This is a genomic window from Burkholderia sp. AU28863, from assembly GCF_002223195.1.
Classification (GTDB): Bacteria; Pseudomonadota; Gammaproteobacteria; order Burkholderiales; family Burkholderiaceae; genus Burkholderia; species Burkholderia sola.
Genome location: NZ_NKFE01000005.1, coordinates 2,011,927 through 2,024,925 on the forward strand (window position 1 = coordinate 2,011,927; position 12,999 = coordinate 2,024,925).

10 protein-coding genes are annotated in these 12,999 nt (G+C 68.1%); 3 read left to right on the forward strand and 7 right to left on the reverse strand.

Going from position 1 to position 12,999, the window contains the following annotated elements:
• Window positions 1–37 precede the first annotated feature (37 nt).
• The 7 genes from CFB81_RS25690 to CFB81_RS25720 form a co-directional block, all read right to left on the reverse strand.
• Window positions 38–1,228 (reverse strand): efflux RND transporter periplasmic adaptor subunit, encoded by a 1,191-nt coding sequence (locus CFB81_RS25690; RefSeq protein WP_089436943.1) that lies wholly within the window; start codon window positions 1,226–1,228, stop codon window positions 38–40.
• The gene (locus tag CFB81_RS25695; protein ID WP_089437143.1) at window positions 1,228–3,069 is read right to left on the reverse strand and encodes an efflux transporter outer membrane subunit; all 1,842 of its coding nucleotides are present in this window, start codon (window positions 3,067–3,069) and stop codon (window positions 1,228–1,230) included. The genes CFB81_RS25690 and CFB81_RS25695 overlap by 1 nt, the downstream gene beginning before the upstream one ends.
• Window positions 3,070–3,080: 11 nt before the next feature.
• On the reverse strand, window positions 3,081–4,019 hold the full coding sequence (locus tag CFB81_RS25700; RefSeq protein ID WP_089436944.1) for a glycosyltransferase family 2 protein: 939 nt from the start codon (window positions 4,017–4,019) through the stop codon (window positions 3,081–3,083).
• Between the two features lie 10 nt (window positions 4,020–4,029).
• The gene (locus CFB81_RS25705) at window positions 4,030–5,625 is read right to left on the reverse strand and encodes a DHA2 family efflux MFS transporter permease subunit (protein ID WP_069617450.1); all 1,596 of its coding nucleotides are present in this window, start codon (window positions 5,623–5,625) and stop codon (window positions 4,030–4,032) included.
• Complete coding sequence (locus CFB81_RS25710; RefSeq protein WP_089436945.1) at window positions 5,622–6,905, reverse strand: glycosyltransferase; 1,284 nt, start codon at window positions 6,903–6,905, stop codon at window positions 5,622–5,624. Before CFB81_RS25710 ends, CFB81_RS25705 begins: the two co-directional genes overlap by 4 nt.
• Window positions 6,906–6,922: 17 nt before the next feature.
• The gene (locus CFB81_RS25715) at window positions 6,923–7,492 is read right to left on the reverse strand and encodes an isoprenylcysteine carboxylmethyltransferase family protein (protein WP_069617452.1); all 570 of its coding nucleotides are present in this window, start codon (window positions 7,490–7,492) and stop codon (window positions 6,923–6,925) included.
• Window positions 7,493–7,559: 67 nt separating this feature from the next.
• Window positions 7,560–8,462, reverse strand: a complete 903-nt coding sequence (locus tag CFB81_RS25720; protein WP_069617453.1) for an alpha/beta fold hydrolase — start codon at window positions 8,460–8,462, stop codon at window positions 7,560–7,562.
• 718 nt (window positions 8,463–9,180) lie between these two features.
• On the opposite strand from CFB81_RS25720, the gene betI reads away from it, so the two are divergent.
• From betI to betA, 3 genes are read left to right on the forward strand one after another with little or no spacing between them, the layout of a single operon-like run.
• The gene (betI, locus tag CFB81_RS25730) at window positions 9,181–9,765 is read left to right on the forward strand and encodes a transcriptional regulator BetI (protein WP_069617454.1); all 585 of its coding nucleotides are present in this window, start codon (window positions 9,181–9,183) and stop codon (window positions 9,763–9,765) included.
• Between the two features lie 32 nt (window positions 9,766–9,797).
• Window positions 9,798–11,267 (forward strand): betaine-aldehyde dehydrogenase, encoded by a 1,470-nt coding sequence (gene betB / locus CFB81_RS25735; RefSeq protein ID WP_089436947.1) that lies wholly within the window; start codon window positions 9,798–9,800, stop codon window positions 11,265–11,267.
• Window positions 11,268–11,283: 16 nt separating this feature from the next.
• Window positions 11,284–12,984, forward strand: a complete 1,701-nt coding sequence (gene betA, locus CFB81_RS25740; protein WP_089436948.1) for a choline dehydrogenase — start codon at window positions 11,284–11,286, stop codon at window positions 12,982–12,984.
• The last annotated feature ends 15 nt before the right edge of the window (window positions 12,985–12,999 follow it).

The window sequence follows — 12,999 nt, forward strand, 5'->3', positions numbered from 1 at the left end:
CGGCCGTGGCTGCCGGCCACGCCATGACCGGCAGCCGCTACCCGCCCTGATTCTCGCGGATGATCGCGGCGGCGGCCGCTTCCGCATCGCTCGCGACGCCGTCGTGCACGCGCGTGCTGACGGCCGGCGTCGGCGGCTCGCTGTCGAGCGCGTGACCGTTGCGGTCGTGCGTGTCGACCGTCGCGCGCATCGACAGCCCGATGCGCAGCGGATGCGCGGCGAGATCGCGCGGATCGAGCGCGATCACGACCGGCACGCGCTGCACGACCTTGATCCAGTTGCCCGCCGCGTTCTGCGACGGCAGCATCGAGAACGCGCTGCCCGTGCCCGCCGAGAAGCCCTGCACGCGGCCGCGATAGGCGATGCGCGAGCCGTAGAGATCCGACACGACCTCGACCGGCTGCCCGACGCGCATGTGGCGGATCTGCCCTTCCTTGAAATTCGCCTCGACCCACAGACGGTCCAGCTGCACGATCGACATCAGCGGCACGCCGGGCCCGACCTGCTGGCCGACCTGCACCGAGCGCTGCCCGATCGTGCCGTCGACGGGCGCGACGATCGTCGTGCGTTTCAGGTTCCGGTACGCGAGCTTGAACTGCGCGGCCGCCTGGACGACAGCCGGGCTTTCGTCGACGGGCAGCTTGCTGCCGAGCGCGCGCGCCGCGTCGAGCTGTGCCTGCGCGGCCGCGAGGCTCGCCTGCGCGCCGGCCACCGCCGCACGCGCCCGCGCCAGCTCTTCCGGCGCGACGATCTCGACCGATGCGCCGGAACGCGCGGCGAGCGCACGCTGCGCGAGCGACAGGTCGGCGCGCCGCGCATTCACGGCCTCGACGTACATCGTGTTCGAGATCCTCGCGTTCGCGACCTGGCGCACGGCCTGTGCGAGCTGCGCCTTCGCCTGCGCGAACGCGACGGACGCCTCGGTGTCGTCGAGCCGCACGAGCGTCTGTCCGGCGCGCACGGCCTGCGTGTCGGCGACCACCACGTCGGTCACGGCGCCCGGGATCTGCGCGGCGACCTGCACGATGCTGCCGGCGACGTACGCGTCGTCGGTGTCTTCGTAGTAGCGCTCGCTCAACAGCCAGGATGCGATCCATGCGAGCGCGGCCAGCAGCACGATCGCGAAGAAGACGGTGAAGCGCTTGCGGCGCGTCGCGCGGCGCGCGTCGAGTGCCGGATCGTTCAGCGCGGCCGGCGGCGCGGCGGAATGAAGGTTGTCGTGGTGCATCAGTCGCTTTGCGTAACGATCAGACGATCGTGCTGGAAGACGGGAATCGCGGGCATCGGCGACAAGCCCCGCGTCGGGTTCGCCGAGGCCGTGCGTGCGAGAACGGGTGTACCGCGCGGCGTTGCGTCCGGTTGGGTCGTATCGACGGTCGACGGGCGTGCCGTGTCGGCGCGTCGTGCGGATTCGGGCGCGGGAGCACTACGCGTCGGGGCGCCGTGCGGTGACACTGCGCTGCTCCCCGCGTGTCGATCATTCGACGGACTCGCCACCTCCGACCGGTTCGCGACCAGAGCCGTTTCCGCATCGCGCCTCGCAGCCCCACTACGCACCCGCTGCACTGCCGGCGTCTGCGCCTGCGCGACCGTTGCGCCCGCATCGAACCCGCCGCCCAGCGCGCCGATCAACGCAACGCGCAGCGTCCGCTGCTTGCCGAGCAGCGCGATCATCTGCGCGCGCTCGTCGATCAGCGTGAGATCCGCGACATCGACGTCCTTCTGCATCAGCACGCCGCGCCGATGCCTATCCGCCGCGATCTGCACGATCTTCTGCGCGGCCGCGACCGCGTCCTGCTGCTGCGCGACGAGCGTCCGCGACGTCTGCAGCGACGTGACGAGCTGCGCGACCTGCCCGAGCGCGTCGTCGACGGTCTTGTTGTACAGCCCGATCGCGACGTCGGCCTGCGCGACGTCCGCGCCGAGCTTCGCCTTCAACCGGCCGCGATCGAAGATCGGCAGCGAGATCGCGGGGCCGACGGAGCCCGCGAGCGAATCGCGCGAGAACAGCGACGCGGGCGTCAGTGCGAACACGCCGCCGAGCGCGACGAGATTCACGTCCGGATAGAACTGCGCGCGCGTCGAGTCGGCATTCGCGAACGCGGCCTCGACCCGCAGCCGCGCGGCGACGATGTCGGGCCGGCGGCCGAGCAGGTCGGCCGGCAGCCGGGCGGGCACCGCGCCGCCCGCGAACGCGCCGACGCGCGGCCGCTGCAGCGCGAGCCCGCGCTCCGGGCCGCGGCCCGACAGCACGCCGAGTTGCAGTTGCGCGAGCTTGATCTGCTCGTCGTTCAACGCGATCTGTTCGAGCAGGCGGCTGCGCTTGATCGATGCGTCGCTCGCGTCGTACGCATTGTCGAGGCCGCGCGCGGTGCGCTCGCGCAGCACCGCCGTCACGCGCTGGCTGATCTTCAGCTTCTGCTGCAACAGATCGCGCACCGCGTACGCCTGGTCGAGCTGGCAGTACACGGTGACGATCGCGACGGCGAGCGTGAGCCGCACCTGTTCGGCCTCGACACCGGCCGCGTCGCGCAACGACATCAGGCTCTTCGTCGCCGCGCGGTTCTTGCCCCACAGGTCGAGCTGGTAGTTCAGCCCGACGAAGATCGACGACGGCGACACGTTCGGATCGCCGAAAATCTGCACCGGCACGCGATAGCCGCCGGCCGTCACGTCGGCGATGTCGCCGGGCTTCGGCATCCGTGCGCGGCTGATCGTCGCGCCGGCCGTGCCCGTCAGCCCGGTCAGCGAATCGAACTGCTGAAGCTGCGCCTGCGCGATCCGCAGCCGCGCCTGTGCGACCTGAAGATCGGGGTTGTTCTGCGACGCCTCGGCCACCAGGTCGTCGAGCTGCGGATCCTGCAACTGCTTCACCCAGTCAGGCGCCGGCCACGCGCCGTTCGCGCCGGGGCCGGCGGTATGCACGAGCGCATCGTCGGCCGGCGCGCGCAGCGACAGCGACGGCATAAAGCCCGACGGCACGCATCCGCCCAAGGCGAGCAACGCCGCCGCGGCCGCGATCATCGAGCCGCCCCTCACGCCGCGCGGCGTACCCGCCGCTTGCTTCATCCGCCGCATCGTCACCCCTGCCGAACGCGCTGCGCCCGCGCGGCCAGACGCGGCCGCGTGCGCTCGAGCGGGCCGAGCCGGCCGAACAGGCCGTCCGCGACGCCGAACAGGATGCCGGCCAGCTTCGCGCGCTTGTCGCGCTCGACGAGCGCGATCTGCACGACCTGCCACACGGTCAGCAGGTTCGGCACGAGCGCCACCGGAAAACGCAGCCCGTACTGCATCCCGAGCTGCACCGCGTTGCGCGCGCTGTAGTAGCGCCGCTGCCACGAGTGATTCATCGACGTCATTTCAAAAGGGCCGATCGCGTGCCGCTGCTTCGCACCGATCCGATGCGTCAGCACCAGCGACGGCACGACATAGAGCGGCACGTTGCGCGACAGCGCGCGGAAGCTGTACTCGGTATCGACATGATCGATGAACAGCGGTTCGTCGAAGCGGCCGAGCACGTCGAACGCGTCGCGCGACACGACGCAGCCCGACGAAATCAGGAACGCGCAGCGCTGCATCGGCGTGCCCGGCTCGATGTGCAGGCGGCGCACGCCGATGCCGTTCGTCGCGAGTTCGGGCAGGAAGCTGCGCGCGTTCTCGTCGAAAATGCGGGGGCCGGCCAGGAACGCGCGCCCCGCCAGTCCCGCGCAGACATCGCGCATCGTCGGGAAATACGCGGCCGGCACCGACGAATCCTGGTCGAACAGCGCGACCGCATCGATGCGGTCGCGAAACAGCGCCGCGAGTCCCGCGTTGTACGCGCCCGCGATGCCGCCGCGATTGCCGTGATGCAGCAGCGCGATGCCTTCGCGCGTGCACAGTTCGCGAGCCCGCGCATCGGGCTGCGGCGTGTTGTCGACGACGAGCAACGCGTCGCACGCGTGCCGCCATGCGCGCAGCGCGTCGAGCTGCGCGTCGCTCGGGTGATACAGGATCACGAGTGCGCCGAGTGTCGTCATGGTCTGCTCCTCAATGCCCGAACGAAGCCGCGGCGCCACGCTTGGGCCGCGTCAGCCACATCATCGCGGCGAGCGCGAGACACGTCATGCTCGCCATCCAGAACATGTCGTTGGTCGCCATCATGTAGGCCTGCTGCATCACGACGTGATGCAGCGTCGTCAGCTCGCGCACGCCGTCCACGCCCATCGTGTTCAGCGCATGCACGAAGCGTTGCGTGTTCGCCGATGCATGCGTGACCGATTGCGACACGACGTCGTAGTGATAGGTCGCGCGGTTGTCCCACAGCGTCACGCTCATCGCGGTGCCGAACGCGGCCGACAGCGTGCGCAGGAAATTCGACAGGCTCGACGCGGCGGCGAGCCGGTCGTCCGGAATGCGCGACAGCGTCGCGGCCGTCAGCGGAATGAAGAAGCACGGCAGCCCGATCCCCTGGATCAGCCCCGGCGCGGCGATCTGCGCGAACGTCATCTTCAGCGTGAAATGCGCGTCCCATGCGAGCACGGCCGCGAACACGAGGAAGCCGAACGTCGCGAGCACGCGCGCGTCGAAACGGTGCGCATGCAGCCCGACGAGGATCGAGAACACGAGCGCGAGCACGCCGAGCGATGCGGTCGCGAGCCCCGCATGAAACGCGTTGTAGCCCATCACGGCCTGCATCCACAGCGGGAACACCACGCCGACCACGGAGAAGCTCATCATCCCGAGCGAGATGATCAGCACGCAGAACGAGAACGTGCGGTCGCGAAACAGGCTCAAATCGACCACCGGATGCGCTTCGCCCGCTTCCCAGATCAGCAGCGACACGATCGCGAGCGCCGCGACCACCGCGAGCGTGACAATCAGCGGAGAATCGAACCAGCCGCGGTCGTGGCCGAGATCGAGCATCGCCTGAAGCGAGCCGACGCCGATCACGAGCAGCACGATGCCCGGCACGTCGATCGGGCCGGCCGCGCCGCGCTGCGCGTCGGGGCGCAGCATCGCGGTGCACACCGCGAACGAGAACAGCCCGATCGGCAAATTGATCAGGAAGATCCACGGCCACGAGAAGTTGTCGACGATCCAGCCGCCCACCACCGGCCCGAAGATCGGCGCGAGCAGCACCGTCATCGCCCACAGCGCGAGCGCGACCGTGCGTTTGTCGGGCGGGAACGTGCGCAGCAGGATCGTCTGCGACAGCGGCACCATCGGCCCCGAACACAGCCCCTGCAGCGCGCGGCAGATCACGAGCACGTGCAGGTCGCGCGCGAGCCCGCACAGCAGCGACGTCAGCGTAAACAGCAGTACCGCGCCGACGAACAGCCGCAGCTCGCCGACGCGGCGGGCGAGCCAGCCGGTGAGTGGCACCGCGATCGCGGCCGCGACCGAATACGAGCTGATCACCCACGTACCCTGGCTGTTCGACACGCCGAGGCTGCCGGAGATCGCCGGCACCGCGACGTTCGTCACGGTCGAGTCGAGCACTTCGATGAAGGTCGCGAGCGACAGCGCGAACGTCAGCAGCGCGAGCCGGATGCCGCGCACCGGTTGCGCGGCGGGTGTCGGCGCCGGCGCGTCGAACGCGGACGGCGCGACGGGCCCGTCGTGCAGCGGCGACGCGGTGCTCATGCGCCGGCCACCGCGACATCGGCCCGCGCGGCCGTCCGTCCGCGCGTGGGCACGAAGCGTTCGATGAAATCGGCGGCCGCGCCGCAGCCGTCCGGCGCGGCCGCGAGCAGCGCACGCGTACGCGCCGCATGCACCGCGAACGCGGGTTCGTCGAGCACGCGCGCGAGTGCCGCGCCGAGCCGCGCGCCGTCGAGCGGACCGTCGACCCGCACGCCGCAGCCGTTCGCGACGACGCGTTGCGCGTTATCGAACTGATCATGCGCGAACGGCGTGACGACCTGCACGATCCCGGCTTCGCACGCGAGCGCGGCCGTGCCGATCCCGCCGTGATGCACGAGCGCGCGGCAACGCGGCAGCAGCGTGCGCATCGGCACGAAGCGGCGCACGAGCAACCGGCCGCCGTCCTGCGCCGCGTCGTGAGGCGTCAACAGGATCCCGCGCGCGCCGGTCGCGCGCAGCGCGTCCGCCACCGCGCGCGCATACGCCGCGTGATCGACGAGCGTCGAACCGGCCGTAAACACGACCGGGGGCTCGCCGGCCGCGAGAAACGCATCGAGTGCCCCGTCATCGTCGGGTGTCGCGATATCGTTGAACAACGGAAAACCGCTTTGCAGATGGTTCGACGGCCAGTCCGGCTGCGGCGGCGCGAACCAGCGCGGAAACAGACACAGGACGCCGTCGGTCGAATGCAGCCAGCGGCCGAGCACGCGCCGCGCGGGCGCGAGCCCGAGTTCGCGGCGTACCGCGTCGAGCGCCGGGCCGCACACGCGGTCGAGCACCTGGCGCTCGATCAGCGTCATCAGCGCCGACTTCACCGGCAACGGCCAGCGCGCGGGAATCGTCAGGCGCGGGTGAGTCGGCGGCGCATGCGCGGACAGCAGCGTCGACGGCGATACCTGAACCGACACGTACGGCGTGCCGTGCAATTCCTGCATGAAGCGTGCGGAGAACGCCCACAGCGTGCCGACCAACACCGTGTCGGCATCGGTCAGCGCGCGCAGCGCGTCGTAATGCGGGCGCAGCGTCGGCGCGATCACCCGCCACAGCGTGCGGAACGACGTGCGCGGATCCCACAGCGCGGGGTTCGCCATCGCCGCGTCGTATTCCGCCGCGGTGCCGACCGGCACGAACGCGAACCCGCAGCGGCGCACGGCCGCCTCGAACGGCGCATGCGTGCAGAACACGACGTCGTGGCCGCGCGCGGCGAGCGTGCGTGCGACGCCGAGCAACGGATGCACGTCGCCCGCCGAACCGATCGCGGTCACGATCATCTTCGCCATCGCGCGCCTCGCGGGTGTCAGTAGAAGCCGGGAATCAGCGCCGCGACCTCGCGGCGGTATTGCGCATACGCCGGCCCGAAATATCCGGTCAGCCAGCTCTCCTCGACACGCACCTTGTACGCGAGCGACGCGAACACGAGCAGCACGCCGATCGCGCCCCGCCATTCGTCGCCGATCAGCGCGGCGCCGACCAGCGCGATCAGGCAGCCGGTGTAGATCGGGTGACGCACGAACGCATACGGCCCCGTGCGCACGAGTTCGTGGTCTTCCTTCAGCGTGACCGACACGCTCCAGTTCGTGCCGAGATGCAGCCGCGCCCATACCGAGAACAGCAGTCCGGCCACCAGCACCGCGAGCCCGCACTGCGCCTGCAGCCCGAAGCGCTGCCAGTCGGGCGCGAGCGCCTGCCACGACGGATCGGGCAGGAGGATCAGCGCGCCGCCGACGATCAGCGGAATCGACTGCAGCGTGCGCGAGCGCGACGCCTCCTTGCGCACGGTCGTCTTGACGCCCTGCGACGTGGCGATCCAGTAAGCGAGCCACGCGGCCCACGGAACGACGATGGCGATGGTCTGAACGATATTCACGGCTGGCCTGCCTCGTTGGGATGGGAATTCGGATGCGCGGGACGCGCCCGCTGCACGACGGAGCACGTCACGACGACAGCGCGTGCATCGGCGCGGGCACGCACGCGTGCGCGGTAGCGCGTGCGATGCCGGCCGCGGCGGGCGCTTCGCCGCAGAAGAAATCGAGCAACGCGGTACGGGTGGATTCGCGCTGAGCCCGGCCTTCGATGTCGAGAAAATGGCCTGCGTCCGGCACGGTCGCGAACCGTGCGCGCGCCACGTGCGCGCCGAGCTGCCGCACGTCGGCCGGCGTCGTGTATTCGTCGCGCTCGCCGTTCAGGAACAGCAGCTCGCAGCCGATGTTCGAGAACTCGCTGAAGTAGCGCTCGGGCTGCAGCGACAGGATCTGGTCGACGTGGAACGCGACCTGGTCCTGCTCGTCGCGCGGCAGGCGCGTGAGATAGCGGTAGTTGTATAGCTTCATGATGCGCGGCAGATAGCGGCCGACCGTGTCGTTCAGCAGCTGCGCGGCCTTCAGGTTCTCGCCGGCCGCGATGTGGTCGCGGGCGCGTGTCACGTAGTCGATCATCGCGTCGTTCAGGAACGGCGAGAACGAACAGATCGCCGCGCGCCGCACGCTCGGGCAGCCGCGCGCGAGCGCGAACAGCGACGCGACGCCGCCCCACGACACCGACACGAGGAACGCCGGCGCAAAGCGCTCGACCAGATACTGGAGGATCGCGGCTTCGTCGTCCTTGGTCAGGATCGAGCAGTCGGGATTGTGCTGGCGCGACTGCCCCGCATACGGCAGGTCGAAGCAGATCGTGTTGATCCGCTCGCCGAGATACTGGACGGTCTGGCCGAACGACGCGGTCGTCGCGAGCGCGCCGTTGACGAGCATCGCCGTGTCGAAGGCCGGATCGAACACGTTCCGTTCGACGTAAACCTTCAGACCATTCGGCAGCGGAACCACGTGTTTTTCGGTCGGCATCGTCGTTCTCCGGTGAATGCGGCGTCTCGACGTCGCGGCATGCTGCAACTGCGCAATGGCTGGCGTCGGCCCCGTGCGCGGTCGATGGACGCAACGATTGCCGACGCACCGCGGCAATTGCCGGCGGCGCCATTCATTCCTCGTGGTGCGGCGCCATACTAATACGGTCGATATTACTTACTCAAGCCATTCCAAAAATCCCTCTACTCGGTCCGGAAATCCGGCAGATTCAAATTTATTTATCGATTTCTATGGTATGCGGAATCTCCAAAAAGATGATAGCAATCGTTTGCGAGCAATCCACATCATCGCGAAGAAATCAGTACTTTTCCATTATTATCAATGAGTTATTTAGTTTAAATCGACGAATTTAAACGGTTTATACAAAACCACCCACCCTCACCATCCCACTTTATGATTTCACATCATGAATGATTTTTCATATTTCGACATTCTTTCTATTTGTAATGAAATCAAGCGTCGAAATGGTCCTCCACATTGCATCATGTTTTCACGAACCGTTTTAAACAGATTCAAACTTTATTAATCTTCTTTCAACTCCTTTTTCCGCACCTGCACATGGCTCCGACGGCGGCGATCCTTCCCGTTTGGAACGCAGCCCGCCGTTCGGCCCCGATTTTTTGTTGATTGAACGATCAATAAAAAACCGCTAAGCTCTCGACTTCCATGACGGCCCGTCCGGGCGAAGGGAGTCGCGATGCCGAAAGTCGGAATGCGGGAGATACGCCGCGCGCAGTTGATCGATGCCACGCTGCGCTCGATCGACGAAGCGGGCCTGCCCGGCACGACGCTCGCATCGGTCGCGCAACGCGCGAACATCTCGACGGGCATCGTCAGCCATTACTTCGGCGACAAGGACGGCCTGCTCGAAGCGACGATGCGGCACGTGCTGCGCGACCTGTGGTCGGCCACCACGCGCCGCCGCGTCGCCGCACGAAAAGACCCGCGTTCGCGGCTGCGCGCGGTCGTCGCGGCGAACTTCGACGTCACGCAAGTCAGCGCGCCGGTGATGAAGACCTGGCTCGCGTTCTGGTCGCAGAGCATGCATGACCCGATGCTCAAGCGCCTGCAGCACGTGAACACGCGGCGCCTGCATTCGAACCTGTGCGCCGAATTCGCGAAAGCGTTGCCGCCCGCGAAGGCGCGCGAAGCCGCCAGCGGCCTCGCCGCGCTGATCGACGGCCTGTGGCTGCGCGGCGCACTCGCCGGCGGCCCGATCGACACCCGGGCCGCTTTGAAGCTCGCCCACGATTACATCGACCTGCTGCTCGCGTCCGACTGACGCGCGACGCAGTCGCCCTCAAGGAGATTCTCATGTCCGTATACGGTTTGCAGCGCCTCTACATCGGCGGCGGTTACGTCGACGCCACCAGCGGCAAGACTTTCGACACCTTCGATCCCGCCACCGGCGAACTGCTCGCGCAGGTGCAGCAGGCGAGCGCGGCCGACGTCGACCGCGCGGTCGCGTCCGCGCAGGAAGGCCAGCGCGAATGGGCCGCGATGACCGCGATGCAGCGCTCGCGCATCCTGCGCCGCGCGGTCGACCTGCTGCGCGAGCGCAACGACGAACTCGCGGCGATCGAAACGCGCGACACCGGCAAGCCGATCGGCGAGACGCTCGCGGTCGACATCGTCACCGGCGCGGACGTGATCGAGTACTACGCGGGCCTCGCGACCGCGATCGAAGGGCTGCAGGTGCCGCTGCGCGCCGAGTCGTTCGTGTATACGCGCCGCGAGCCGCTCGGCGTGTGCGCGGGCATCGGCGCATGGAACTACCCGATCCAGATCGCGTGCTGGAAGACGGCGCCCGCGCTCGCGGCCGGCAACGCGATGGTGTTCAAGCCGAGCGAAGTCACGCCGCTCACCGCGCTCAAGCTCGCGGAAATCTATACGGAAGCCGGCGTACCGGCCGGCGTGTTCAACGTCGTGCAGGGCGACGGCTCGGTCGGCGCGCTGCTCACCGGCCATCCGGACATCGCGAAGGTGTCGTTCACCGGCGGCGTCGAAACCGGCAAGAAGGTGATGTCGCTCGCCGGCGCGTCGTCGCTGAAGGAAGTGACGATGGAACTCGGCGGCAAGTCGCCGCTGATCGTGTTCGACGATGCGGACCTCGACCGCGCGGCCGACATCGCGGTCACCGCCAACTTCTTCAGCTCGGGCCAGGTCTGCACGAACGGCACGCGCGTGTTCGTGCACCGCTCGATCAAGGACGCGTTCACGCAGAAGGTGCTCGAACGCGTGAAGCGCATCCGCGTCGGCAAGCCGACCGATGCCGACACCAACTTCGGCCCGCTGGTGTCGGCCGCGCAGCTCGACAAGGTGCTCGGTTTCATCGAAAGCGGCAAGGCCGAGGGCGCGAAGCTGCTCGCGGGCGGCACGCGCCTGACCGACGGCCACTTCGCCAACGGCCAGTACGTCGCGCCGACCGTGTTCGGCGATTGCCGCGACGACATGAAGATCGTGCGCGAGGAAATCTTCGGGCCGGTGATGAGCATCCTCGATTTCGAATCGGAGGACGAAGTGATCGCCCGTGCGAACGACACGCACTACGGGCTCGCGGCCGGCGTCGTGACCGAGAACCTGTCGCGCGCGCACCGCACGATCCATCGCCTCGAAGCCGGCATCTGCTGGATCAACACGTGGGGCGAATCGCCAGCCGAAATGCCGGTTGGCGGATACAAGCAATCCGGTGTCGGACGCGAGAACGGCATCACGACGCTCGAGCACTACACTCGAATCAAGTCGGTGCAGGTCGAACTCGGCCGCTACAACCCGGTGTTTTAAGACTAGGAGATCCGTCATGACGACACGCGAATACGACTACATCATCTGCGGCGCGGGTTCCGCGGGCAACGTGCTCGCAACGCGCCTGACGGAAGATCCGGACGTCACGGTGCTGCTGCTCGAAGCGGGCGGCCCCGACTACCGCTTCGACTTCCGCACGCAGATGCCGGCCGCCCTCGCGTACCCGCTGCAGGGCCGCCGCTACAACTGGGCGTACGAGACCGATCCCGAGCCTCACATGGACAACCGCCGGATGGAGTGCGGGCGCGGCAAGGGGCTCGGCGGCTCGTCGCTGATCAACGGGATGTGCTACATCCGCGGCAACGCGCTCGACTACGACAACTGGTCGACGCACAAGGGCCTCGAGAACTGGACGTATCTCGACTGTCTGCCGTACTTCAAGAAAGCCGAGACGCGCGACGTCGGCCCGAACGACTATCACGGCGGCAGCGGCCCCGTGTCGGTCACGACCAGCAAACCGGGCGCGAACCCGCTGTTCGAGGCGATGGTCGATGCGGGCGTGCAGGCCGGCTATCCGCGCACCGACGACCTGAACGGCTATCAGCAGGAAGGCTTCGGCCCGATGGATCGCACCGTCACGCCGAAGGGCCGCCGTGCGAGCACCGCGCGCGGCTATCTGGACCAAGCGAAGGCTCGACCGAACCTCGAGATCGTCACGCATGCGCTCGCCGATCGCATCCTGTTCGACGGCAAGCGCGCGGCGGGCGTCACGTACCTGCGCGGCAGCGAGCGCGCGACCGCGCATGCGCGCCGCGAAGTGCTCGTGTGCAGCGGCGCGATCGCGTCGCCGCAACTGCTGCAGCGCTCGGGCGTCGGCCCCGGCGCATGGCTGAAGGCGCTCGACATTCCGGTCGTGCTCGACTTGCCCGGCGTCGGCCAGAACCTGCAGGACCACCTGGAGATGTACATCCAGTACGAGTGCAAGGAGCCGGTGTCGCTGTACCCGGCACTCAAGTGGTGGAACCAGCCGAAGATCGGCCTCGAATGGATGCTGAACGGCACGGGCCTCGGCGCGAGCAACCACTTCGAGGCGGGCGGCTTCATCCGCACGCGCGACGACGATCTGTGGCCGAACATCCAGTATCACTTCCTGCCGGTGGCGATCAACTACAACGGCTCGAACGCGATCGAGATGCACGGCTTCCAGGCGCACGTCGGCTCGATGCGCTCGCCGAGCCGCGGCCGCGTGAAGCTGCGCTCGCGCGACCCGAACGACCATCCGAGCATCCTGTTCAACTACATGGCCGAAGCGCTCGACTGGCGCGAGTTCCGCGATGCGATCCGCGCGACGCGCGAGATCATGCGGCAGCCGGCGCTCGATCGCTATCGCGGCCGCGAGCTGAATCCGGGCGCCGATTGCAAGAGCGACAAGGAACTCGACGCGTTCGTGCGCGCCCGCGCGGAAACCGCGTTCCATCCGTCGTGCTCGTGCAAGATGGGTTACGACGACATGGCGGTGGTCGATGAAGAAGGCCGCGTGCACGGGCTCGACGGGCTGCGTGTCGTCGATGCGTCGATCATGCCGATCATCACGACCGGCAACCTGAACGCGCCGACGATCATGATCGCCGAGAAGATCGCCGACAAGATCCGCGGCCGCACGCCGCTCGCGCGTGTCGACGTGCCGTACTTCGTCGCGAACGGCGCACCGGCGCGCAACGTCGCGAAGGCCTTGCGGCAACCCGAGACGGTCTGATCGATCCGGCGCCCG